This is a genomic window from Psychrobacter sp. NPDC077938 (genome assembly GCF_044542635.1).
Lineage (GTDB): Bacteria > Pseudomonadota > Gammaproteobacteria > Pseudomonadales > Moraxellaceae > Psychrobacter.
On the sequence record NZ_JBITUW010000003.1, the window covers coordinates 357,739 to 381,513 of the forward strand.

At 42.2% G+C, this 23,775-nt stretch carries 20 protein-coding genes and 1 other RNA gene; 7 read left to right on the forward strand and 14 right to left on the reverse strand.

The genetic code is table 11. The annotated features are described in order from the left end of the window. The first annotated feature begins 40 nt into the window (after positions 1-40). Positions 41-1,702 (forward strand): ABC1 kinase family protein, encoded by a 1,662-nt coding sequence (locus ACIGBM_RS07440; RefSeq protein WP_397477289.1) that lies wholly within the window; start codon positions 41-43, stop codon positions 1,700-1,702. A gap of 118 nt (positions 1,703-1,820) precedes the next feature. Here the strand turns inward: ACIGBM_RS07440 and ruvB are convergent, their stop codons facing one another. The 5 genes from ruvB to ACIGBM_RS07465 all read right to left on the reverse strand — a co-directional run bounded on the left by ruvB (position 1,821) and on the right by ACIGBM_RS07465 (position 6,988). Then, positions 1,821-2,804, reverse strand: coding sequence for a Holliday junction branch migration DNA helicase RuvB (ruvB, locus tag ACIGBM_RS07445; protein WP_057760949.1), 984 nt, complete (start codon positions 2,802-2,804; stop codon positions 1,821-1,823). A gap of 175 nt (positions 2,805-2,979) precedes the next feature. Next, positions 2,980-3,600 carry a Holliday junction branch migration protein RuvA gene (gene ruvA, locus ACIGBM_RS07450; RefSeq protein ID WP_102090462.1) on the reverse strand — a complete coding sequence of 207 codons (621 nt, stop codon included), beginning with the start codon at positions 3,598-3,600 and terminating at the stop codon, positions 2,980-2,982. A gap of 78 nt (positions 3,601-3,678) precedes the next feature. Continuing rightward, a complete protein-coding gene (gene fba, locus ACIGBM_RS07455; protein ID WP_397477290.1) occupies positions 3,679-4,716 on the reverse strand; it encodes a class II fructose-bisphosphate aldolase in 1,038 nt (345 codons plus the stop codon). A gap of 413 nt (positions 4,717-5,129) precedes the next feature. Next, a complete protein-coding gene (locus ACIGBM_RS07460; RefSeq protein WP_201567361.1) occupies positions 5,130-5,516 on the reverse strand; it encodes a hypothetical protein in 387 nt (128 codons plus the stop codon). A gap of 257 nt (positions 5,517-5,773) precedes the next feature. Then, on the reverse strand, positions 5,774-6,988 hold the full coding sequence (locus ACIGBM_RS07465) for a phosphoglycerate kinase (protein WP_397477291.1): 1,215 nt from the start codon (positions 6,986-6,988) through the stop codon (positions 5,774-5,776). A gap of 505 nt (positions 6,989-7,493) precedes the next feature. On the opposite strand from ACIGBM_RS07465, the gene ACIGBM_RS07470 reads away from it, so the two are divergent. Beyond that, a complete protein-coding gene (locus ACIGBM_RS07470) occupies positions 7,494-7,823 on the forward strand; it encodes a TraR/DksA C4-type zinc finger protein (protein ID WP_341609671.1) in 330 nt (109 codons plus the stop codon). A gap of 65 nt (positions 7,824-7,888) precedes the next feature. On the opposite strand, the gene ACIGBM_RS07475 is transcribed toward ACIGBM_RS07470, so the two are convergent. After that, entirely contained in the window at positions 7,889-8,557 is a 669-nt protein-coding gene (locus ACIGBM_RS07475; protein ID WP_397477292.1) for a thiamine phosphate synthase, read from the reverse strand. A gap of 87 nt (positions 8,558-8,644) precedes the next feature. Next, entirely contained in the window at positions 8,645-9,727 is a 1,083-nt protein-coding gene (locus ACIGBM_RS07480; RefSeq protein ID WP_057760963.1) for a serine hydrolase, read from the reverse strand. A gap of 393 nt (positions 9,728-10,120) precedes the next feature. Here ACIGBM_RS07480 and ACIGBM_RS07485 point away from each other — a divergent pair, with 393 nt between their 5' ends. The 3 genes from ACIGBM_RS07485 to ACIGBM_RS07495 all read left to right on the forward strand — a co-directional run bounded on the left by ACIGBM_RS07485 (position 10,121) and on the right by ACIGBM_RS07495 (position 14,341). Next, positions 10,121-10,756 (forward strand): response regulator, encoded by a 636-nt coding sequence (locus ACIGBM_RS07485; protein WP_101206382.1) that lies wholly within the window; start codon positions 10,121-10,123, stop codon positions 10,754-10,756. Positions 10,757-10,789: 33 nt separating this feature from the next. Further along, a complete protein-coding gene (locus tag ACIGBM_RS07490; protein WP_341609673.1) occupies positions 10,790-12,547 on the forward strand; it encodes an ATP-binding protein in 1,758 nt (585 codons plus the stop codon). Positions 12,548-12,625: 78 nt separating this feature from the next. Continuing rightward, positions 12,626-14,341, forward strand: a complete 1,716-nt coding sequence (locus tag ACIGBM_RS07495; RefSeq protein ID WP_397477293.1) for a sigma 54-interacting transcriptional regulator — start codon at positions 12,626-12,628, stop codon at positions 14,339-14,341. A gap of 81 nt (positions 14,342-14,422) precedes the next feature. Here the strand turns inward: ACIGBM_RS07495 and ACIGBM_RS07500 are convergent, their stop codons facing one another. Both ACIGBM_RS07500 and gpmI read right to left on the reverse strand, forming a co-directional pair. Further along, complete coding sequence (locus ACIGBM_RS07500) at positions 14,423-15,892, reverse strand: S41 family peptidase (protein ID WP_397477294.1); 1,470 nt, start codon at positions 15,890-15,892, stop codon at positions 14,423-14,425. Positions 15,893-16,126: 234 nt separating this feature from the next. Then, positions 16,127-17,785: a 2,3-bisphosphoglycerate-independent phosphoglycerate mutase gene (gpmI, locus tag ACIGBM_RS07505; RefSeq protein ID WP_397477295.1), complete on the reverse strand. Its 1,659-nt coding sequence runs from the start codon at positions 17,783-17,785 to the stop codon at positions 16,127-16,129. A gap of 247 nt (positions 17,786-18,032) precedes the next feature. Between gpmI and ssrS the strand changes: the two genes are divergently transcribed. After that, a non-coding RNA gene (gene ssrS / locus ACIGBM_RS07510) (6S RNA) lies at positions 18,033-18,228 on the forward strand. 106 nt (positions 18,229-18,334) lie between these two features. Here ssrS and ACIGBM_RS07515 read toward each other — a convergent pair. Beyond that, a complete protein-coding gene (locus ACIGBM_RS07515) occupies positions 18,335-18,967 on the reverse strand; it encodes an FxsA family protein (protein WP_057760971.1) in 633 nt (210 codons plus the stop codon). A 259-nt stretch (positions 18,968-19,226) separates the two neighbouring features. On the opposite strand from ACIGBM_RS07515, the gene ruvC reads away from it, so the two are divergent. After that, positions 19,227-19,811 carry a crossover junction endodeoxyribonuclease RuvC gene (ruvC, locus tag ACIGBM_RS07520; RefSeq protein ID WP_057760973.1) on the forward strand — a complete coding sequence of 195 codons (585 nt, stop codon included), beginning with the start codon at positions 19,227-19,229 and terminating at the stop codon, positions 19,809-19,811. Positions 19,812-19,956: 145 nt separating this feature from the next. Here the strand turns inward: ruvC and ACIGBM_RS07525 are convergent, their stop codons facing one another. The 4 genes from ACIGBM_RS07525 to ACIGBM_RS07540 form a co-directional block, all read right to left on the reverse strand. Then, positions 19,957-20,907, reverse strand: a complete 951-nt coding sequence (locus ACIGBM_RS07525) for an META domain-containing protein (RefSeq protein ID WP_397477296.1) — start codon at positions 20,905-20,907, stop codon at positions 19,957-19,959. 314 nt (positions 20,908-21,221) lie between these two features. Beyond that, positions 21,222-21,884, reverse strand: coding sequence for a glutathione S-transferase family protein (locus tag ACIGBM_RS07530; RefSeq protein ID WP_101206376.1), 663 nt, complete (start codon positions 21,882-21,884; stop codon positions 21,222-21,224). A 219-nt stretch (positions 21,885-22,103) separates the two neighbouring features. Further along, the gene (locus tag ACIGBM_RS07535) at positions 22,104-22,742 is read right to left on the reverse strand and encodes a peroxiredoxin (RefSeq protein ID WP_057760978.1); all 639 of its coding nucleotides are present in this window, start codon (positions 22,740-22,742) and stop codon (positions 22,104-22,106) included. A gap of 246 nt (positions 22,743-22,988) precedes the next feature. Next, positions 22,989-23,732, reverse strand: coding sequence for a phospholipase D family protein (locus tag ACIGBM_RS07540; RefSeq protein ID WP_397477297.1), 744 nt, complete (start codon positions 23,730-23,732; stop codon positions 22,989-22,991). Positions 23,733-23,775: the final 43 nt, after the last annotated feature.

Genomic DNA, 23,775 nt, shown 5'->3' on the forward strand with positions numbered 1-23,775 from the left:
GCCTACCCCATTTTTTTCTTTGTTTAGAGTACCTAACCTCATGCTATTATCGCACCGCGCTCGTCTACTTGAGCTTTGGCGTATCGCCGCAATGTATCGCCTTGATACCCATTTTTCTATCGAAGAAGCACCGCAGCTGCAACCTTTGGCGCGATTAATTCGCATGCATCCAGCAGCATGGGGCAAGAAGCACCAACCAAATGCGATTAAGTATGCGCTTGAGGACATGGGTACGCTGTTTTTGAAACTGGGCCAGTTACTCTCAACGCGTCGCGACTTGATGCCGCCTGAGATTATCGCTCAGTTGATTCAGTTGCAGGACAAAGTTAAGCCTTTTGACGCTGATATCGCTGTCGCTCAAATTCAGCATCCTAAGCATGGTCTTGGCCAATCTATCGAAACCTTGTTCGCACGATTCGATATCAAACCGTTAGCGGCCGCTTCTATCGCCCAAGTACATACGGCTGCCTTACATGATGGGCGTGAAGTCGTGGTAAAAGTGGTTCGCCCTGATATTCGCACTGTGATTGTTTCTGACTTTGAACTACTGCGGGAATTGGCAAGTTGGGCATCTGCTCGTATTGAAGCGGCACGTGCCATTCATATTATTGATATTGTCGAAGACTATCGGCAAGTCATGCTCAACGAGCTTGATTTGACGCTTGAGGCTGACAATACTACTCAAATGCGCAACAACTTCTTGGGTTCAGCACTGATGTATGTGCCTGAAGTCTATGACGCTGCAAAAAACGTGATGGTCATGGAGCGTATCCAAGGCGTCCCTATCTCACAAGTTGAGATATTTGATCAATTAGGTTATGACCGTGCAGCGCTTGCAGAAAAAGGCCTAACGATATTTTTTACCCAAGTCTTCCGTGATAATTTCTTTCATGCTGATATGCATCCAGGCAATGTGTTTGTAGAGACACCACCTGTGCAAACCTTACATGCAGGTATGGCAGCAGTTGATTTAGGTCATGAGCCACGTTATATCGGGCTTGATTGCGCCATCATGGGCACTTTATCAAAAGACGATCAGCTCATCGTGGCGCGGATGTTACTTGCCGTAATGAACAATAACTTTACCGCTGTGGTTGATATTGTGAGCCGTGCAGGTTGGATACCGCCAAATGCTGATAAGCACGCCCTGATGCGTGATATGAAACGTACCGTCGGTCCTATGCTACAGAAGTCAATCGATGATATCGACTTTGCTGGCGTACTGATGCAGATTTTGGACATTGCGCGTAGACACCATATGAGTATCCCACCGCAGCTGATGCTTCTGCTAAAAACCTTGGTCCATGTGGAAGGACTCGGTCGTGATTTATATCCTGATCTGGACATTTGGTCACTTGCCAAGCCAATTCTAAGCAGTTGGATTAAAGAGCAGTTAGATCCTATGCGTAATCTACAGCAACTGCGCCAACAACTGCCTGAAATGCTCTTGTCTACTACCGATATTCCTAAACTATTAGATCAAGGACTACAAAGCCTTGCCTCACAGGGCTCTCGTCAGGACAGTCAATTACGTGAAATACAGCAGATTCGCGCTGATATGCTAAACGACCGTCGTCGTGACTGGTTGGCACTGGCAGGGTTTGCTATTTTTATCGCTATCGCTACGCAAGTTATCGGCTGGCTATCACCTATATTTTATATACTGGCTGTCTTGGTAGTTGTTTGGCGAATTTTAGCTTAGAAATCAGATTTATTTTTAATCAATCATTTCAGAAAATTTTTCACAATTTTAGACTTAAACAAAAAATGCGCCTACTTCCCATTAAAAGTAGACGCATTTTTTTGTTGAATACTGATTACTATAGCATTTGATCTATTGCCATCTGTGTTAGTACGCGGCCTCGAGCAGTACGCAGCACATAACCTTGTTGAATCAGATATGGCTCAATCACGTCCTCAAGAGTACCACGGTCTTCAGCCATCGCTGCTGCCACTGCTTCAACACCAGCAGGACCACCATCGAAGCGCTCGTGCAATATTTCGATATAGCGTCTGTCTAAATGATCAAGACCGCGTCTATCCACTGCCAACATATCTAGCGCGCTACCTGCAATCGCGCCATTAATACTACCGTCGCCTCTTACCTCGGCATAGTCACGCACACGGCGTAATAGGCGGTTAGCAATCCTTGGTGTACCACGTGCACGGCGCGCAATCTCTACAGCGCCATCTTCACTCATTGGTACACGCATTAGACGTGCTGCGCGACTGACAATCGTCGTTAGATCAGCGATATTATAAAATTCAAGGCGCTGTACAATACCAAAACGGTCACGCAATGGTGACGTCAGTAGCCCTGCCCTAGTCGTTGCTGCTACCAAGGTAAACGGTGGCAAATCAAGCTTGATAGAACGCGCAGCAGGCCCTTCACCAATCATAATATCTAATTGGAAATCCTCCATCGCTGGATAAAGTATCTCTTCAATAACCGAGCTCAGACGGTGAATTTCATCAATAAACAGTACGTCACCCGCTTCTAGATTGGTCAGCATGGCCGCCAAATCTCCTGGGCGTTCAAGTACAGGCCCTGAAGTAGAACGCAAATTACCACCCATTTCACGAGCGATAATATTGGCGAGGGTCGTCTTGCCCAGACCCGGTGGACCAAATATAAGTGTGTGATCTAGCGCTTCGTCACGGCCACGAGCAGCACCGATGAACACCTCCATCTGCTCACGTACCACCGGCTGACCAATATACTCGGCCAATAATGCTGGTCGGATATTGGCATCAGGAGCGTCACTTGCACCTTCTAGCGGATTAATTAAACGATCTTGCGTCATAGAATTTATCATTATATTAAAAAATTAGTTAACAAATAGCATAACCAAACGCTGCGCATAAGTCATGCAAAACCTCATTAAGCGAGTACTAAAACGAAAATAAGCGACATTTAATGTCGCTTATTAATTTAATACATTATGTGGTTGTCATCGATAGACGGCTAGTTAATATGAATTAAAAGCCAGATAGTTGCTGTAAAGTAGCTTTTAACAGACCTTGAGTATCAGCAAAAGTATCTCCTTTACTCTTAGCAGCTTTAATCGCCAGCTGAGCTTCTTTTTCTTTGTAGCCCAAGCTAATCAACGCGCCTTCCACTTCAGCGATGATACTGCCTTCGTGAGAAATCGTAGTTTCCTGAGGTGTCAATTCAAACGAGCCACTATCAACGTCGATATTCTTTAACTTGTCTTTTAGCTCAATCAATAAACGTTGCGCTGTCTTTTTACCGATACCTGGGATACGAGTTAATGCCATCTCCGACTCTTGCTCAACATGCATTTTTAACTCAGCTGCTGACATTGCAGACAGCATAGCCAAGGCCATTTTTGCACCAACCCCGTTAATTTTAATTAATTGGCGAAAGACATCGCGTTCTTTTCGATCGATGAAGCCGTAGAGCAACTGTGCATCTTCGCGAACATGGAAATGTGTCCAAATGCTGGCTTGTTCGTTAAGCTGTAACTGGCAAAATGAAGGCAATGGCAGTTCGATATCATAACCCACACCAGAGGTCGTCATGATACAAGCAGTCGGTGCCATCAAGTACTGCACCTGTCCGGTAATCAATCCAATCATTATTTACGACCTCTTATGTAAAATATTATAAAATCAGCTGCTACTTCATGATTAACAACTACGTTCTACAACACAGTCTTATTGGTAAAAATTTACCATACCTTCAAGACTGATTGGACGAATTTTATGTGCTTGACCTGCAGAGCCGAACGCTTCAAAACGATTGGTACAGATATCTGACATCGCTACCATAGACGCTTTGAAGTACTTGCGTGGATCAAATTCACTTGGATTTTTCGCAAGGAATTCGCGGATAGCACCAGTTGATGCCAGACGTAAATCCGTATCGATATTTACTTTACGCACACCATGTTTGATCGCTTCAACAATTTGTTCAACTGGCACGCCATAAGTTTCGCCGATATCACCGCCATTTTCATTAATAACTTTTAGCCATTCTTGTGGCACTGATGAAGAACCGTGCATGACAAGGTGGGTATTAGGAATACGGGCATGAATCTCTTTTACACGCTCAATAGATAAGATATCGCCTGTCGGTGGACGTGTGAACTTATAGGCACCATGGCTAGTACCGATAGCAATCGCTAACGCATCGACATTGGTATCTTTTACAAACTGCTCAGCTTCATCAGCACTGGTCAATAGTTGCTCATGATCTAGCACACCTTCAGCGCCAGAGCCATCTTCTTCGCCAGCCATACCAGTTTCAAGACTACCTAGGCAACCGATTTCGCCCTCTACAGAGACGCCGCAAGCATGAGCCATCTTAACAACTTCGCGCGTGACGCTAGCATTGTAGTCATAATCCATTGGCGTTTTGCCATCTTCACCAAGTGAGCCGTCCATCATCACTGATGAGAAACCTAATTGGATTGAGCGTTGGCAAATAGCTGGTGACATACCGTGATCTTGATGCATTACCACTGGAATATGTGGCCATTCTTCGATCGCAGCGATAATCAAATGACGCAAAAATGCTGACCCTGCATAGTTACGTGCGCCTGCACTGGCTTGGACAATAACAGGTGAATCACAAGCATCCGCAGCCATCATGATTGCACGCATTTGCTCTAAGTTATTGACGTTAAAGGCAGGAACACCATAGCTGTGTTCAGCGGCATGATCTAGAAGTTGACGTAAGGATATTAGGGCCATAAGACGCTCTCTGATTGGATTTTGAATAGTATTTTAAAAAACAGCTTAATAGCAATCATTTCACTGTATATTCGACCATACTGACCGTATATAGGCTAGTGAAAGTCTGAATGATATTGGATATGATTACCACGCGGTGATTATAGCAAAAATTGTTCTGTCTTCGTAGCGGTTGACCGACTATTTGTCAGTCTATACCGTCTCTTAATATCAATTTAACTTTTATAAACTGTCACTTTATAAACTGCCACAATGACATATAACGCAAAAAGCCTTGGCAATCACCAAGGCTTTTCTAGTATTTTGAGGCTTATAAAGCAATGACTCTTTTTAGAAATTATTTACCGATGAGTATCTATTAATCAATAGCATACCAGCAAATCAGTCATTATAGTGCTTAGTTATCGCGTAGCTTAGTACTGTTGCTCTGCATCAACTGCAACATCATTTGCGCCATCAGCAACAGCGTTAGCGCCATCAGCAACAGCTTCAGCAGTATTTTCAACCGCTGTGTTAGTGCTTTCAGCAATAGCATCGCCAGTGTTTTCTAGAGCGTCTGTCGCAGCTGCACCAGCAGTGTCAGCGCCTTCGGCAACTTCAGTACCAGCGTCTTGAGCAGCAGCTTCAGCTTCAGCAGCAGCAGCGTCTGTTTCAGCGGCAGCAGCATCAGCGTTTGCAGCAGCATCATCGCCAGCAGATTCAACAGCAGCTTCAGTGTTTTCTTCTGTTTGTTGGCTACATGCAGTGATTGCGAAGGTACCAGCAAGTACGCTAGCAAGTAATAAATGACGTTTTAACATAATAAACCTCTCGTAAATAATGCATGTCAAAATACATGGTCGCGCTATTTTATAGAGTGCGAATCAGACATGCAATAATAATTTTCAGTATATAAATAAATAATTACTGCTTAATAATAATCGATGGCTATTGCATCTACTGATGCTAATAAAAACAAGTAAATCAACAGCCAAAATATTATTTTTACAGACTACCTTAGTTATTTAAAGTTAGTTGTACGTCTAATGTTACTAAGCTACAGAGTATCGTTAATTAGTTAGGCATCTATTTGCAGAGCAGCGACTGCCGGAAGTACTTTACCTTCAACAAACTCTAAAAACGCACCGCCACCTGTTGACATATAGCTCACACCATCAGCAACTTGATATTTATCGATAGCCGCTAACGTATCACCGCCGCCCGCAATAGAGAAACCATCGCTGTCTCTTACAGCAGTAGCTAATATCTGTGTGCCTTGCCCGAAAGCATCGACCTCAAATACACCCACTGGACCATTCCACAAGATGGTTTTTGCATTGATAATGGCATTGGCAAGCTGTTTTGCGCTTTCTGGTGCGATGTCCAATATCATGTCATTGTCACCGATCGCATCAACTGATTTGATCGTTGCAGTGGCTTTTTGCAATGAGCCAGTAAAGTCAGCGAAATCGATGTCATTTTTATCAGCGACTACGACGTACTCAGGTAGCAAAATTTCAGTCTTGGTCATAATGTCACGTGCAGTATCAAGCAAATCTGCTTCGTACAATGAGGCGCCAACACCGTGACCTTGTGCTGCTAAGAAAGTATTGGCAATACCACCACCAACGATAATTTGCGTGCAAACTTCAGCCAAGCTGTGTAGCACTTCTAACTTGGTAGACACTTTTGACCCACCAACGATAGCAAGCATTGGCTGTGCTGGTGTTTCAAGTGCTAGGCTCAAAGCATCAAGCTCAGCAGCTAACAATGGCCCTGCACACACAGTTTTATCTGCTTGACGCATCGCTTGCGTAACACCCTCTGTTGATGCCTGTGCACGGTGCGCTGTACCAAAAGCATCCATTACAAACACATCGCACAAATCAGCGTACTTTTTCGCTAGCGTGGCATCGTTTTTCTTTTCACCGTCATTGAAGCGTACATTTTCTAATAGAACCACTTCGCCAGATTTTACATTGGCACCTTGGGTAAGATAATCACTATTAAGACGTACAGGTGTCGATAGTTGCGAGCTTAATTTGTCCGTCAAATAGTCAGCAACTGGTGCCAATGAGTATACAGTTTTAGGATTGCCTTCTGTTGGGCGGCCTAAATGTGAGCAAACAATTACCGCAGCGCCTTTTTCGAGCGCCATTTTGATGGTAGGAAGGCTGGCTTGCAAGCGCGCATCGCTCGTGACCTTACCGTCTTTAATAGGCACATTTAAATCTTCTCGAATCAAAACCACTTTATCCGTTAAGTTCAACTCACTCATACGCAAAAAATTCATCACCTGCTCCTATGCATCAATCTATCTGTTAATTTGCGATTACCGTCGTTACTGATATGACTATTATAGTCAGCTCCATATAAATCAGATTCAGTGCTAAGTTCGCTCGAACTACTATTCGTAGCACTCTCGCTCGCCTGTCTTATAAACACGCTATCTTATAGCCAAGCTATATAGTCACTATCAGCTTTATTGCTTTTTAATGTTTTTTAACGCTTGGCTCTTACACTTATCAGACTCACTCTGATGAGTCGATCAAATAAGCAGAATTCAGCGGCGGTGTATTCTACCAGGTTTCTACCACAGTCTCACAAGCAACCTGACACAAATTTCAGCACGTTTAAAATATTTAGTCTAAATTCTCAGACTACTATTCAGCGGTAACAATTGCAGTTGCTAGCTTCAAGCATAGTCAATAAACCGTAACATTTCGTGGTGGTACTCAGCAGTCAAGCTCTTTATGATAGAAACATTGACAATAAAAATAATCCATTAGGAGAAAATAATGAGCATCAACTTAGACACTGCTAAACAAAACCTATTAAAATTAAAAGATGAGTACGAATCTCGAATTGATAAGATAGAAGATCATATTCAGAATCCGCAAGATGATCTCAATGAACATTGGGAAGATCAGGCCATATCCTATCGTCAAAACGACATGCGCAAAAATTTGATGAGCGAGGCACGTCAAAGCTTAATCTATGTCGAAAATGCATTGAGTCGAATTGAAAATGGTACTTATGGCGAGTGCGAAGTCTGCGGTGAACAGATCGAAGAGCAGCGCTTAGAAGCGCTACCCTATGCCACCTTATGTATGGAACACGCTGAGTAGCGCTGTCATATTAATACTCTATTGTAAGAGTATTGCTACTTTAAAACCTCTCTAAGAAGCGTGCTTCAAGTAGGTATTTTCCATCTAGAAAATGCCTGCTGCCATTCATGACAACGCTGCGCTATGTCTGCTACTGGCAAGTCCATAATATCCCCAACTACTGCCACAAGCGCAATGGGCAAATCTACTAACTCTGAGACATTCTCTGCGGTTAACCCCCCTATCACACAGATTGGTATGCCTTGTTGACACCCTTCCACAAGCTGCTGACGTGAAATAATATTAGCATTTGGCTTAGTTGTAGAAGTAAATACAGCACCCATCGCAGCATAACTTGCGCCGTCATTTTTTGCTTCTTTAATCAGCGCTACATCACCATGGCAGGTGCGACCGATGATTTGATGCGGTGATAGAGACTGTAGAGCATCACCGATACTGCCGTCTGTTTGACCAAGGTGTACGCCAACCCCAAGCTTTTCGGCCAACTTCACGTCATCATTAATAACAACTGGCACGCTATATGTTTTAGCTAACTCAACGATTCTTTGCGCCTCATCAAAAAGCTTTAAAGCCCCATCAGGTAGACTAAGAACTTGCTTACGACGAATTTGTAATAGCGCAATCAATCCTGTCGATAAGGCTGCCTGTAGCTTTTGATATAACAGCTCAAACTCATCGTCGTTGGTCAATAGATATAGCTTAGGTGTAGGAGAAGAGAATGGTGAATGACCCATAGCGTGTATCCTTAATTCTTAAATTCAACACAATAAAAAAGCTGTTATATGATATAACAGCTTTTTTATACATTTAGAACTGATAGCTTATACTGTACGGCGTGTAGCCAAACTATTTAAGATATTTTTAGCATCGCCCCAACGTGTTGCTGAGCTGTTTGCCCCTAAGATAACGATAATCGCAGGACGGTTATTGACCCGAGTTTCCATTACAACACAACGTCCGGCTTCATTGATAAATCCTGTCTTAGAGATACCGATTGGATAGCTGCCGTCACGGACCAACGTGCTGGTATTACTGGCTTTATAGGTACGGTTACCACTTGAGTAGTTTGAGACAAAAAAGTCATAGCTCTTAGTAGTAGAAAAACGACGAATCACATCATAGTTACCAGCAGCACGTACCATCTTGACCAAATCTTTTGAAGAAGCTACGTTACGCTTATCAAGTCCAGTTGGATCACCAAAAAATGCCGTATTCATGCCCAAGTCTTGCGCTTTACGATTCATCGCACGCATAAAGGCATCATAGCCACCTGGGTAATTACGCGCTAAACTCTTCGCTGCTGGATTTTCAGACTTCATCAACGCCATTAATAGCATCTCAGCACGGTTTAAACGATCACCTGATTTCAAACGCGAGCTTGCACGCTTAGGACCAACGAAATCTTCTGGATCAAGCGTGATTTCTTCACGCATATCAAGACCGGCATCCAACACGACCATAGCCGTCATAACCTTAGTAATACTGGCCATGGGGCGCGCGATATCAGCATCTTTTTCGTAGATAGATTCGCCAGTTTCAGCATCGATCACCGCAACGCTACGTGAATCCGTGCTAATCGGAATCATATCGCTACTACCAAACGCCCCGCGGTAGGTAGTGTTATAGCGAGCACTATTGGTGTTATTACTACTAGCAAAACTATTAGTATTCGTGATGTTGGTAGTGCCGTAGCCATTATCGACTTTCTTAATAGCAGAGCCATTAGACTTGTACATAATGTTGCGGGCTTCAGACAAGCTATCAGCGCCGCCCCAACTCAGGCGTGCACTAGAGGCAGTGTCAGTGCTACCATTAATTGTAAGTGCGGCTTGTGCAACACTGCCCAAACTCAATGAAATCATAGCAGCGATCAATTGCTGTTTGGTTAATGGTAGTTGCTTCATTATGCCTCCTGCTGTCGCTATTACGCCAGTTACATATTGTCTGACGCCAAAAACGTACGTAGCGTTTATAGATGTGTTTGTAAGTACTCACATAGAGCTTTTGTATTTTTAGTGTATCATGGTTTACATTTAAGTTTAATCTATCAAACTGATTTAGTAGTTTTTTTTGGCTTCATTCAAACTTTGCTACAACCAATTTATATTATAGAAACATCAATTCACACTGCAGCAATATAATTTAACTTCGAATGTTATGATTACTCGTATTTTGTTATATTAATCAGCGGTATTTTGAATATACAAAGATAACAATAATGGTTGAAATATATTTGTTTTTTATAGTATTAGAATCTAATAAAGCGTTTATTCTGACAATCAATAAAGAGTATGGTTATGATTAAAGTATTAGTGGTAGATGATCATGATTTGGTACGGATGGGTATTAGCCGTATGTTGTCAGACAGCCCCGATATTGAAGTAGTAGGTGAAGCAGACAGCGGTGACATGGCTATCAAACAGGCCAAACAATTACATCCTGATGTGATTTTGCTAGACGTCAATATGCCGAATATTGGCGGGCTTGAAGCAACCAAACGTCTGATACAACTCGACATGGGTATCAAGATTTTGGCGGTCAGTAGTATGTCTGCACAGCCCTATCCTTCAATGCTGATTAAAGCAGGTGTTAATGGTTACATTACCAAAGGCACGCCGCTTGATGAAATGATACGTGCGGTCAAAAAGATTTATCAGGGAGGTCGCTACTTCAGTCAAGATGTCGCTGAACAGTTAGCAGATGTTCTATTATCTGATAATGCCAACTCACCTTTCGACTTATTAAGTGACAGAGAAAAACAGGTAGCCATGATGGTTGTTAATTGTCAAAGCCCTCAGCAAATAGCTGATCAATTGTTTGTTAGTGTCAAGACCATTAATACGTATCGCTACCGTATTTATGAAAAAGTTGGGGTTGATAGTGATGTTAAATTAACTCATTTGGCCATTCGTCATGGTCTGATTCAACCATAAACCATTTAGCGTTTATTTTATTACGGCCAGTTTATGAACCCTGCTACCAATCTTAGCTCTGCCATTACTCGTTATGTTCATCATGACGATACGCTTCCTTTGCCGCAATTACGTAAATTAGGGCTAATCTATAGCAGTTATCGTTTCGTCGTCAGCCTGTTTTCTATGCTCATGCTATACATCTCTGCTCGTACTGGTGATAGCGCGTCTTTACCGAGTTTTTTGCAACAAACGACTCTAAGCTTCTACGTCCTGTTAAGCTTGATATTGCTTGGGCTATTTTATGTTGTTAGAAAACATATGCGCCGCCAACTGGCATTCGGACTGGCCTTAGACGTTATTATATTAAGTCTGCTGCTCTACACGACAGGTAACCCTGATTTGCAGTTAACCATGCTATACATGGTGGTCGTCGCGGCCAGCTTTATGCTACTACATGGCTCGCAAGCATTGGTTATTACTTTACTTGCCATCATTCTCGTTATTTATCAGCAATTTTTTTACGCTATTGCTAATAGCATGAGTTTAGCTAATCTAGGCGATGCGCTACTGATGTCAGCGAGCTTCTTAGCAGTGGGCGGTTTGAGTTGGTCTATCTCTCAGCGATTGGTACAGCTTGAAAAGGTCGCGGCAAACCATGCTAAGGAAGTTGAGCGACTCAACGTGATTAATCAAGAGGTTATCACGCAGATGGTGAATGGTGTTATCGTTATCGATAAGCAACATGTTGTCTTAGCAAATCTTGCCGCACATCAGTTGCTGAGTCTATCACTTGTCACGCCTGTCACAGCACAGAATACCCTTGAAGATGTGAAAGAGACTCATAGCAAAGCACTTCTCTCTAATTTTGAGCAGCAACTCAATGAACAGCATTCACAGTTGTTTAATGCCTGTTTGTCGGTAGCATCTGGGCAGTCACGCGCTTTTACCTACGATGTGCCAGCTGTGGCAAATGCCTCAATATTTGGCAAATTACGCGTACAGATTATTCCACTAAAAGACGATAGCAAACTTGTCATATTAGAAGACTTACGCCGTGAGCAAGCCAGTGCTCAACAGTTGAAACTGGCTTCTTTAGGGCAATTAACTGCCAGTATTGCCCATGAAATCAGAAACCCATTAGCAGCGATATCGCAAGCCAGTCAGCTATTAATGGAGGATGTTGCAGAACAAATGGAAGATGACAGTGCATCAACAAGTGAATCGAATACTGCCATAACCGGCAACCATGAGCTTTATGAGATGATATTTTCACAGACAAAACGTGTAAACCGTATCATTGAGGATATTTTAAAGCTGTCTCGTCAGCAGACGGCTACCCAGCAGGTGCTCGAATTGGCTGAATGGATGCCATCGTTTTTGGAGAATTACTTTCAAGGACACGACATTTTTCTACGAATCAAAACCAAACCCATCATATCATTTGATACTCATCAGTTAGAGCAGATATTAATCAACCTAATCAACAATGGCTTGCGTTATAGCAGCTATGCTCATCCCCACGCTTATGTGGAAATCGACATTTACTGCGCAGACAACGATGTTATAATCGATATATTAGATAATGGTAATGGTGTTAGTGCTGGAAATTTAGAACTTTTGTTTGATCCGTTTTTTACAACAGATAAAGCTGGTACAGGACTGGGGCTCTATTTATCACAAGCATTTTGTGAAGCCAATCAAGCGCGTTTACTCTACATTCCTGAACATGAGAAAACATGTTTTCGGTTAATTGTACCTTCTATTAAATCTGATAATAAATTTCAAACTATCGAAGAAAATCTTACCTAAATTTGCCCTTTAAAAGCTATTACACCCATTTAGACCCAGCTATTGATTTTATAGCCATAAAATACGATGAGATGATGTATGACAACAACCGCGCTAGTCGTCGATGATGAAGTAGATTTATGTCGATTGATGCAAATTACCCTGACTAAAATGGGTATCAAAAGTGATGTGGCTTATACATTGTCGCAAGCAAGAACATTTTGGCAAGACAATGACTACGATTTTTGTCTGACGGATTTAAAACTGCCAGATGGCTCGGGACTTGAGCTGGTAAAAGAAATTAGCAATAGCTCTAATATTCCAATAGCGGTGATTACGGCTCATGGCAGCATGGATTTAGCTATTGAAGCATTAAAACTTGGTGCCTTTGATTTTGTCAATAAACCGCTAGAACTACCACGTTTACGCCAACTGGTAGAGAATGCCCTAAAAGTTATTCATCAAGATAACGAAGTACAGGCCGCACCGGAATGCTCTCCTGAACAAAAAATGTTAGATAGTAGATTGATTGGTAATTCTGCTGTCATGCATCCCCTTAAAAACACTATTTTAAAGCTAGCACGCTCACAGGCACCTGTGTTTTTATCGGGCGCTTCTGGCACAGGTAAAGAAGTGGTCGCCAGATTGATCCATGATTTAAGTCCACGGCGTGACGGCAGCTTTGTACCAGTGAACTGCGGTGCGATACCATCGGAGTTAATGGAGTCGGAGTTTTTTGGTCATAAAAAAGGCAGCTTTACAGGGGCTGTCGCTGATAAACAAGGATTGTTTCAGCAAGCTAATGGCGGCACATTGTTTTTAGATGAAGTAGCAGATTTACCTTTAGCCATGCAGGTTAAATTGTTACGTGCCATTCAAGAAAAAACAGTAAGGGCAATTGGTGATACAAAAGAAGTTCCAGTAGACATCCGCATTTTGTCTGCCACTCACAAAGACCTGAACCAATTGGTACAAGATGGTGCATTTCGACAAGATTTGTATTATCGCATCAATGTCATTGAGCTAAAGCTTCCAACGCTTAATGCACGCCGTGATGACATCCCTGTATTGGCAGACCACTTTTTGGCTATGATTGCTGATGACTGGCAATTAGAGTCACCGCCCTCATTGACGATGGAAGCCTGCGAACGCTTACAATGCCACGATTTTGCGGGTAATGTCCGTGAACTGCGCAACTTGTTGGAACGTGCAGTTACGTTAGCTGAAACCTCCTACATTGACGTTAGTCATTTAGGTCTTCCTGACATTGAACCTGAGCTTGCAAATATACAAGAGCAAAATCATAGCTCAGCTATCGATAGCTCTGAGCTACCTGACCGTAACGTAGAAAATCATATAGACGTTCAATCTACAGGCCAATCAACAAAGAACGGCGAGCAAGTCATTCAATCTAGTAACAATACAACGACGCAGGTTGAGCAAAGACAGACCAATTTACATCCCTATCGTACTAACACCAACCACTACCCCTCAATGGTACAGCATTCGTCAGCTAGTAATGACAGTTCGTCAACCAATGTAGCAAGTACTTATGATAAGGAGTCGCTTCTTGACTCCAACGTACAACAAAAAACCGCTCAAGACATATCAGGTTTACAAGAATTGTTCGACGGTCAACTACCGCCTCAAGGGTTAGAGCATTATTTGCAGGAACAAGAAAAGCAGCTGATTATCACAGCACTCAAACAAACTGGCTGGAACAAAACCCAAGCAGCTGAATTATTAGGAACCACCTTTCGTTCTTTACGCTACCGTATGAAAAAGCTCGAAATTTCTGAAGATGCGTCTGACTAGCTTCTTTTAAGCGGCATCTTCAAATATTTTTAACCGTGAGAGAAGTTAGGTAATGCGCGGTTAATTAATTGCTACGAAAATCTATTCTTTCGTAGCATTTTTTCTAACAAAGCGAATGCCAGAATCAAGTGCGCGCGCCTTTACTAATTCTAATGCTTGCTGTTCCCACGTGTTCTCGCTGCCTGATAAAGTCACATCAGGTTCTACACCGATCTCGTCTATTTGTTTGCCTGCTGCCGTCATATAGTTGGCCACCGTTAATTTGACGGCTTGCTCATCGTTTAACGGTATGACCGATTGTACTGAGCCCTTACCATAGCTAACTTCACCGATAATAGTAGCGCGTTTTTGTGCTTGTAAACTACTGGCAAGCACCTCTGCCGCTGATGCTGAATAGCGGTTTTGCAATACTACTAATGGCAAAGGTTTAAGTATCGCATCACCTTGGGTCGATAGTACCCGTGATTTATTTTGACGTGCTTGCACCTGCACCACATCGGTATCATCCATAAATAAACTGGCAACACTCACTGCCGATGTCAGTACGCCACCTGGATTATCACGCATATCTAGTAAAATGCCTGATATAGGAGCGTTTAGGTTAATTAAACCTTCTAGTAATTTTTCACGGCTGTTGTTTTGAAACGCCGGTAATTTAACAATGGCAATACCATCAACCAGTTTGGTCTCGATAATCTGCGGATGACTATTATTACGCTGCAACGTCGTTGTGTGCTTACGGCGGCCAGCTTTGGAAGTAATAATATCTACCTGCGTACCGGCAATACCCGTTAAGAGTTGCTCAACATCATTGACCTGTCGCCCTTCGTCTAGCTTAAACTCATCAACCTGATGCAAATAATCACCAACTGCGATGCCTTTTTTGTCTGCAGGTGAATCATCGATAACCTCTGTCACGACCCAATACCCCGCCTCTGGCTGGTAATTAACTTTAATACCAATATCACCAACGTCACCTTCAGTAAAAGCACGTAGATTCTCATAAGCTTCTGCGTCCAAAAACTCAGCATGGCTGTCAAGCTTGGTCAGCATACCGCTCATCGCATTGCTAAATAACTCTTCATCATTGACCGCATCAACGTATTGACGACGTACTAAATCCACCACAGCCACAAACGTCTTTAGCGTCTCAGGAGAGATAGCATTTAGCGATACTTGTGCAACTTCTGCTGGAATCTCCGTATCAATATCATCGGCATCATCCGTTAGCGCGCTTTCATCTGGCACACTATCTATCGAATCATCTGGCTCATCGGCGACATCTAACATATCAGCAATATTCGATAAATTATCAGCGTCGTTTTCATCAGCTATCTCATCTGCATTTAGACTGATGAGCTGTAGGCCATTTGTAGGATTATCATTATTTGTAGAAGCTCCCACTGCTGCTTGTGCATTTACGCTAATCGCACAACCAAGCACACCTATTAAAATTGCAGGCTGCAAAACCGTGGACGCGACTGATGCTTTCCCTACTGATTTACTTAACCCTTTGGATAAAAAAGAACGTGCAAAAGAAATAGGCTGCATAAAAGAACTCATTTGAATAATAGAGAATACGAATTTATCGTTATATAGCGACTTATAAGATAGCACCAAACGCATATTTCGAACTAGCATAGTATTGCAAGTAAATTAAGTAAAATGTATCACAAAAAAAGGAAAGGATAATAGCTTATCCTTTCCTTTTTGATATCTTCTGGTACAGCTGTCAAGTCAGTATAAACCACAGTCATTCAAGTACTGTGGTTTAGCTCGACTGGCTTAGACTGCTGGAACCAATAAGCTCTCACCTGTCATCTCAGCAGGGGCGTCAACATTCATCAATGATAAAATAGTCGGCGCCACATCACTAAGTTTGCCGCCGCGGCGCACTTTCAGCTTTTGCTCGCCCACATAAATCAATGGCACATGCTCTGTCGTATGCTGTGTATGTACTTGTCCGCTTTCATAGTCTTGCATCTGCTCACAGTTACCATGATCGGCTGTGATAAGCATATCACCACCAGCTGCTCGCACTGCTGACTCGATACGGCCAACGCATACATCCAAAGCCTCTACCGCTTTTACCGCTGCATCAAATATACCTGTGTGTCCAACCATATCACCATTGGCATAATTGACCACCAATACATCATACTTACCAGACTCAATCGCTTCTACTAATTTATCAGTGACTTCAGGCGCGCTCATCTCAGGCTGTAAATCATAAGTTGCAACGTCTGGAGATGGCACTAAAATGCGGGTCTCACCCTGATACTCTTCTTCGCGGCCGCCACTAAAGAAAAACGTCACATGCGCATATTTTTCAGTTTCAGCAATACGTAGTTGAGTTTTTCCTTGATCCTGCAAGTACTCTCCCAATGTATTGGCCAAAGATGTTGGGTAGTAAGCAATGCTGGTTTTTGGATTGTCAGCTAGGACATCTGAATACTTAGTTAGCATCACAAATGCCGCCAGTTTTGGCTGCTTTTGACGTGCAAATCCAGAAAACTCATGATCTGGCAGAACAAATGCTTGGGCAAGCTCACGAGCACGGTCAGCACGGAAATTCATAAAAATAAGTGCGTCGTTATCATTGACAGTATATGGCACTTCATCACGTCCAATCACGGTCGTTGGACTGACAAACTCATCGGTCTCACGCGCTTTATAAGCAGCTTGAACAGCGCCATCTGCCCGTGTCGATAGACGATCAGCTTTACCTTCAGTAATCAACTCATAAGCTTTTTGCACTCTATCCCAACGATTGTCGCGATCCATTGCATAGTAGCGACCGATGATACTTGCAATCTGTACGCGGCCACCTTCGTAATGAGCATTCAACTTATTGATATAGTCGCGCAGACGATTGATGTACTTATCAGCAGATTTAGGCGGGGTATCACGGCCATCTAAGAAACAATGAATAAAGACATTCTTGGCACCATGGACCAATGCTGAATGACACATACCTTCGATATGGTCTTGATGTGAATGGACGCCGCCATCAGAGAGCAAGCCCATAATATGGACGTTACCGCCACGCTCATTAGCCGCTTTTACCGCATTGACCAATGCTTCGTTTTTATAGAATTCACGATTGGCAAGCTCACTTGAGATACGAGTTGAGTCCTGATAAAGAACACGCCCTGCCCCTAAATTCATGTGACCGACTTCTGAATTACCAAACTGACCATCTGGCAAACCAACATCTTCCCCTGAAGCAGAAATAAGCCCATGAGGATATCGCTGATAAATCTTATCTAAATTTGGCATATTGGCTGCAGCGATGGCGTTATCTTTATCTTCTTCACGATGACCAAAGCCGTCCAATATCATCAAGACATGCGGTATTTTTTTATTCTGTGCACCGTCTTGGTTATTGCTAAGCTGTGTTTTATTATTATCAATAGAGTCTGATGCTTGTTGGGTACTGGTCATATATTACCGCTCCTCGAGTGAATGAACGCCTATAATGCTGTGTAAGGGAATATAAAGCCCTCTATATTAACACACATCTTGAAATAGCTGAAAAACTGAGCATTTTTCGTGAGTTTATGAATAATTTTATAGGGTTATCTTGCGATGATTTTTCTATACAAGATAATATAAATGCGGCCAACTAACCAAGCTACGTATCAATCTGTAATTCAGACTTGCAATCACTCTTTTCATTGGTTAAGATAAAACTATTCTGAAGTGTTGGCTAGTAGATGTTTATTCCCTGAGCCGATAATGCTTTACCAGGATGTGGTACCTATTGTCTCATTGTGTATGCCTGCACCGCTTGCGGTGTATCAGGAAACCTGCAGAGATGATGACGCATCCGCCCTGAACTTCACGGTTCATGGGTCACCATCTTACAGCGGCACTTCGGTTGTTTCATTCGGTTAGTAAGTATATTTCTTATAATTTATTCACTACCACTAAAAAGCCCCTTTCGTCATTGATGAGAGGGGCTTTTTTTATGCTTATGATTTAACTAAATAGTTATTCGTCATTAGCAGATTTAGTAATCTTTTTTACATCTTTAGGGATGTTTTTGGCAGTACCATCAACCGTAGTATGCTGTTTAAACACATCACCAAATGGGTTTTGCTGCTGTTGACCAAACGGATTCTGGCCATTCATACCACCTGCACCACCGAACGGGTTTTGACCGCCCATACCACCAGCACCTCCAAATGGATTTTGACCGCCGCCCATTTGACCACCCATCTGCTTCGCCATCATTTCCATCATTTTTTGCTGGTTATTCATGACGTAATTATTGGCCAAGTCTTTTAGCTTTTTCTGCACAGGTGGCAATACCACTAACAGCGCCATCAAATCACTAAGTACCCCAGGAATAAGCAGTAAAATACCAGCAGCTGCCATCGCGATACTCTTAATCATCGTGGTCTCTGGCGGACGCATCGCAGGGTTCATCATGCCACCAGCTTTCATTTGCTGTGCCATTGGATTAAGAGCAGCCATACCTTTGCGCATCAAAGAGATACCGATAACTGCAGCGATAATAAACCACATAAACACCCACCAGCCGCTCATAAATTGAGCAAGCAAATACCACAGTAGCATCTCGATAATAAACCAAACGATGGCTATACCAACTATCTGACCCATAAAGTGTCGTCCTATAAAATAAAAACCAATAAATTGAGCGCCATGAAAATTAAAATGGCTAACATATGATGTATATGGGGATTGGTTGCTATACTATCAAACTTAAGGCTAATTTTTAAGCCATATAGTCGGTACGATATAATTTGGATACAAGTAAAGTGAGCGACAGTACTACGAATAGTAGGCTAAGCGAGTCTGACATCGTATCCGAGTTATATAGGATTGAATATAAAATGACAGGTAAGCAAGACGGAATATTATGGCAATTATTATAGGCATTGATCCAGGGTCACGCATGACCGGTTACGGAATAGTACAGCAGACAGGTGACAAGCTGACTTATATCGATGCAGGGACGATTCGTACAGATACCAAAGAGATGCCTGAACGCCTCAAGCGTATCTTTAATGGACTAACCCGTATCACACAGCATCATTTAAAATACGCAGACGAGCCTATCTATACAGCGATTGAGCAAGTATTTATGGCAGAAAACCCTGATTCTGCACTTAAGCTTGGGCAAGCACGAGGTGCAGCGATTGCAGCGATGGTGGCTTTAGATTTAGAAGTGTCAGAATATACGGCTCGGCAGATCAAACAAGCCGTCTGTGGCTATGGAGCGGCGGCCAAAGAGCAAGTACAGGAGATGGTGTGCCGAATATTAGCGTTAGAAGTCGTACCGCAACAAGATGCTGCAGATGGACTTGCCTGCGCCATCTGTCATGCTCACTCAAGCCATTCAATGAACAAACTGATATTGAATAGCGCCATGCGTGGTCGCGGTGCTTCTAAGAAGAAAGGACGTTGGCGTTTAACAGAAGAAGATTTAGGTAACTTGCGTTAAAGATCAGCGTCAAAATAGCTAGGCGTTAGAGCAAACAATCGTCAAAATAGATAAACAACAAAGTAGACATCCCATAAAAAACACGCGTTACTAGGCGCGTGTTTTTTTATAACTATGAGCATTTCAAAGCTCAAAATACAGTAATCTACTCTACAACTGAACTTTCAATCACAGCATCTAATATATAAGCATACTTTTCATCAGCAGTATCATCTTTAGTTGGTTCACTGGTCTCTGATAATTCATCGATGTTTAGCGGATAGCGTTGTAAGCGTAACACCTCTTCGTGTTTGCTATCATGCTGATAGCCATCGATTTCACCAACGAATACTCGCCATTGTCCTTCGTGAGTTTTAATGCCCTGATCATTATAAGTAATAGGCTTAACTTGTAGACACTGCTCAGAGTTACCTGCTTCGCAAGGTACTGTTTCGGAGTTTACTGCCCAAAATACTGTTTCACCCTTACTGTTATATTTCGCTTGTGCAGTAAGCCTACCATTCCAAACCAGAGTTACATCATCGTCGGTAAACTGTGTTAATACTGGATTATCGCCTTGATCAATTTTGAACTCACTACTGCCCTGCATCAACGTATTCAAGGTGTTTTCTGCCATATCTAGCTCGCCACAAGACATCTTTGTACTCATACCCTCTTCAGTAGTTAAGGTATGCCCTTTTAACTGATAGCCAGCACTAATCGTATTACAGCCTACGCTATAGCTTAGCGTGTCTTGCCCTTGATATTGGTTGAATGCAAGCGTTACCTGACTGTTGATATTCGCAAATTCAGCCATAGGTTGTTCATTGGCGTCGACTGCATTTACTAACGTCCAGCGATGATGAGATAAGGTGGTCGTCAGCTTGTCTTGAGCGGTTAATTCAACAGGTTCAGATTCGTCTGATGTAGGGCTCATACTAGATACTAGACTTTCACTTACGGCTGAGTCTGTCATCTCGCCAGCTTCAGCACCCTGCGATGTATCATTTTCGCTAGACGCCGCTTCTTTTTGACACGCACTTAGCATCAGACTAACTGCCATCATACTGGGTAATAGCAGTAATTTTAACGTTGGCTTATTTCGGCTACCTACCATATTACATACCTCTTAGTAAGCTTGTACAACTTATCTCGCGTACCATCTATATTTTAAAAAACCTATTCAAAAGAAGTCATAATTTAAAAGTATTCTTCTTTAGTGAACAATTTAAAAACATAATTGATATAATTAAGCTAGATTAACCACTATAACCTTGGCACTATTAACCTATGTAACGAAATGTTGATTTTTATTATGTTTCATAAAAAAACAGCTAACGATTGAGGTTAGCTGTTTTGCTTTATAGCGATCAATTTACCAAATAGGTTAATAGATAAATTTTATGATTTAAACTATTTTTCTAGAACCTTTTAGTCATTCACACTTGCAGGTTTGGCTTTAGCCATATTCTTAATACTGAAGCGTTCATTCATCTTTTGATAAAAACGAGCTAGGTTTTCGCCTTGCTCATTAGGATTAATTTTTAATACTTTACCAAAATCTAAGCTAAGATATAGCACGATATCCGCAAAACTTAATTGTTCACCTACTAGATATTCACGACCTTCTAATATCGTCTCAAAATATGCCATGGCTTTAACCGCACGAGCAATTGATGGTGCGACGAACTCTGGCACTTGCTCAACACGTTGCGCCTTAGATGGATGGCTGTGCTGAAACGCGAGCATCAAGTTATACATCACTTCAAACTCTGCAACACGGCGCATAGAACAAACTTGCGCACGCTGTACCACATCATTACCCATGACCGAACGCTCACCATAAACACGATCCAGATACTCACAAACTGCCTGAGAATCATTCAGTACTGTACCATCATCTAAGGTCAAAACAGGTACGGTCTGCATTGGATTCATTTGTGTAAAAGCTTCTGACATTTGCTCATTTGCCGCAAAATCAATATCGATCACATCGACATCATCCATGTCATCGACATCGATACCTTTTGAAGCCAATAAGATAAGCGCTTTACGCGGATTGGGCGCTGTACGGGTAATATATAGTTTTTTCATAGCAAACTCCTTGTAAGAATGGTTGGACAGCGATTTGACGCTGATACGCTTTATTATGGTTGTTGTACTAATAAACACAAATATTGATACGCTATACCACAGTTATAGCCTAATCTGGCCATCATGGCAAAGTGTTATTAATCATAAAGTAGAAATAATAAAAGCCCCATAACCTTGAGTCATGGGGCTTTATTTAATCACATTTATACATCAGTCTAATTATTTGTTTGGTGCAGGTGTGGTACGTAGATACGGCTTAATCTCTTTGTGACCTTTTGGATATTTTGCAGCGATATCTTCGTTTTTCACGCTTGGCGGAATGATTACGTCATCACCATCTTTCCAGTCTACAGGTGTCGCAATATTATACTCATCCGACAACTGTAGTGCGTCGATTACGCGGATAATTTCATCAAAGTTACGGCCACAGCTAGCAGGATATGTCAGCGTTAGACGAACTTTTTTGCTTGGATCAATGATAAAGACGCTACGTACCGTATGAGTGCTGTCGGCATTAGGATGCATCATGTCATATAGCTCAGCGACTTCTTTATTAGGATCAGCGATGATTGGGAAGTTCATATCTGTGCCTTGAGTCTCACCGATATCGCTCGCCCACGCTTTGTGATCTTCTAGACTATCAACAGAAATACAAATCGGCTTTACATTGCGCTTTTGGAACTCGCCATTTAATGCAGCGGCGCGACCAAGCTCAGTGGTACATACTGGTGTAAAATCTGCTGGATGCGAGAAGAAAACAACCCAATGATCACCTGCCCACTCGTGAAAATTGATGTCACCTTCTGTGGTTGTAGCGTCAAAATTTGGTGCGGTATCACCTAAACGTAAATGTGCCATGCTTGATTCCTTAGCTATGTGAATGAACGCTTATATCGACACGTCGGCCTCGCGTTCTATTATTATCATCATCGACGTGCTCAGCTATCAAATATAACATAAAGCACATCCGTAAAAACTGACTTTATCTTAACAAACTGGTTATGAATGTCTTGTGACGGATTGTAATGCGGTTATTCCATTTATCTCTAAGATGATGGACAAATTTTTTAATGAATTTTATGGACAAGCATCTTTGATAAATAATCAAACCACCATACCTGCATCCCATAAGCAAAACTCGCCAAACTTACCCTTTTTACTGGTACCACCAGCTGCACGTCCAGCATCAGTCAATACTAGCTCACCATCTTGCGCTTCTAGATAACCCGCTGCAAGTAGCTTTTCATTCAACTCTTGCGTTTTAAAGCCCAACTCTTTAGCAAGCTTGGCGGTGGTCAGTTTAGAGTAATTAGGTGTGATTTCTGTCGTAGAGTTACCGTTTACGTTGGTAGTAGAGTTTGTTGTTTTGGTACTAGGCTCAGACTTACTTTCAGTTTCGGTCACTTTTTCAAGAGACATTCTCACTTCATCACTGATACGAATGATGCGCTGCGCTTCCTCATAGGTATCGGCATAAAGTTTGGCATCATCATTACGATAAATCAGTACACCCATCTCATTGTTATTAACTTGGCTAAACTCATAAAGATTTAAACTGGTAATAATGCATTCATTTTCATTCAGGTAGCATTTCGCATGTAAGTTTTTGCAAAAGCTAGTACGAATAAAGGTCAGGTTTTTGAGCCAGTTTATTTCTTCAGGATGTAAGTCATTCTTACCATAAACAATGCGAATGTCGATCTTGAGGCGGTTGCGGTCTTCCAATAATTCTTTGATACGTTCATTAAGCTTCAAATATGGGCTAATAATAATCAACCTGTCAGAAGCGTTTTTAATCAACTCTTCTAAATGATACGTTGTACCACTGCTGTTTAGAAACTTTGCCATTCTTATTTCCTCAAATCTTACTATGCTCAACTTTGTAACTGCA

Bases quoted from the DNA above. Each gene is read 5' to 3' on its own strand.
- ACIGBM_RS07440 (WP_397477289.1), top strand. From the start codon at position 41: ATGCTATTATCGCACCGCGCTCGTCTACTTGAGCTTTGGCGTATCGCC.
- ruvB (WP_057760949.1), bottom strand. From the start codon at position 2,804: ATGACGCAAGATCGTTTAATTAATCCGCTAGAAGGTGCAAGTGACGCT.
- ruvA (WP_102090462.1), bottom strand. From the start codon at position 3,600: ATGATTGGATTGATTACCGGACAGGTGCAGTACTTGATGGCACCGACT.
- fba (WP_397477290.1), bottom strand. From the start codon at position 4,716: ATGGCCCTAATATCCTTACGTCAACTTCTAGATCATGCCGCTGAACAC.
- ACIGBM_RS07460 (WP_201567361.1), bottom strand. From the start codon at position 5,516: ATGTTAAAACGTCATTTATTACTTGCTAGCGTACTTGCTGGTACCTTC.
- ACIGBM_RS07465 (WP_397477291.1), bottom strand. From the start codon at position 6,988: ATGAATTTTTTGCGTATGAGTGAGTTGAACTTAACGGATAAAGTGGTT.
- ACIGBM_RS07470 (WP_341609671.1), top strand. From the start codon at position 7,494: ATGAGCATCAACTTAGACACTGCTAAACAAAACCTATTAAAATTAAAA.
- ACIGBM_RS07475 (WP_397477292.1), bottom strand. From the start codon at position 8,557: ATGGGTCATTCACCATTCTCTTCTCCTACACCTAAGCTATATCTATTG.
- ACIGBM_RS07480 (WP_057760963.1), bottom strand. From the start codon at position 9,727: ATGAAGCAACTACCATTAACCAAACAGCAATTGATCGCTGCTATGATT.
- ACIGBM_RS07485 (WP_101206382.1), top strand. From the start codon at position 10,121: ATGATTAAAGTATTAGTGGTAGATGATCATGATTTGGTACGGATGGGT.
- ACIGBM_RS07490 (WP_341609673.1), top strand. From the start codon at position 10,790: ATGAACCCTGCTACCAATCTTAGCTCTGCCATTACTCGTTATGTTCAT.
- ACIGBM_RS07495 (WP_397477293.1), top strand. From the start codon at position 12,626: ATGACAACAACCGCGCTAGTCGTCGATGATGAAGTAGATTTATGTCGA.
- ACIGBM_RS07500 (WP_397477294.1), bottom strand. From the start codon at position 15,892: ATGCAGCCTATTTCTTTTGCACGTTCTTTTTTATCCAAAGGGTTAAGT.
- gpmI (WP_397477295.1), bottom strand. From the start codon at position 17,785: ATGACCAGTACCCAACAAGCATCAGACTCTATTGATAATAATAAAACA.
- ACIGBM_RS07515 (WP_057760971.1), bottom strand. From the start codon at position 18,967: ATGGGTCAGATAGTTGGTATAGCCATCGTTTGGTTTATTATCGAGATG.
- ruvC (WP_057760973.1), top strand. From the start codon at position 19,227: ATGGCAATTATTATAGGCATTGATCCAGGGTCACGCATGACCGGTTAC.
- ACIGBM_RS07525 (WP_397477296.1), bottom strand. From the start codon at position 20,907: ATGGTAGGTAGCCGAAATAAGCCAACGTTAAAATTACTGCTATTACCC.
- ACIGBM_RS07530 (WP_101206376.1), bottom strand. From the start codon at position 21,884: ATGAAAAAACTATATATTACCCGTACAGCGCCCAATCCGCGTAAAGCG.
- ACIGBM_RS07535 (WP_057760978.1), bottom strand. From the start codon at position 22,742: ATGGCACATTTACGTTTAGGTGATACCGCACCAAATTTTGACGCTACA.
- ACIGBM_RS07540 (WP_397477297.1), bottom strand. From the start codon at position 23,732: ATGGCAAAGTTTCTAAACAGCAGTGGTACAACGTATCATTTAGAAGAG.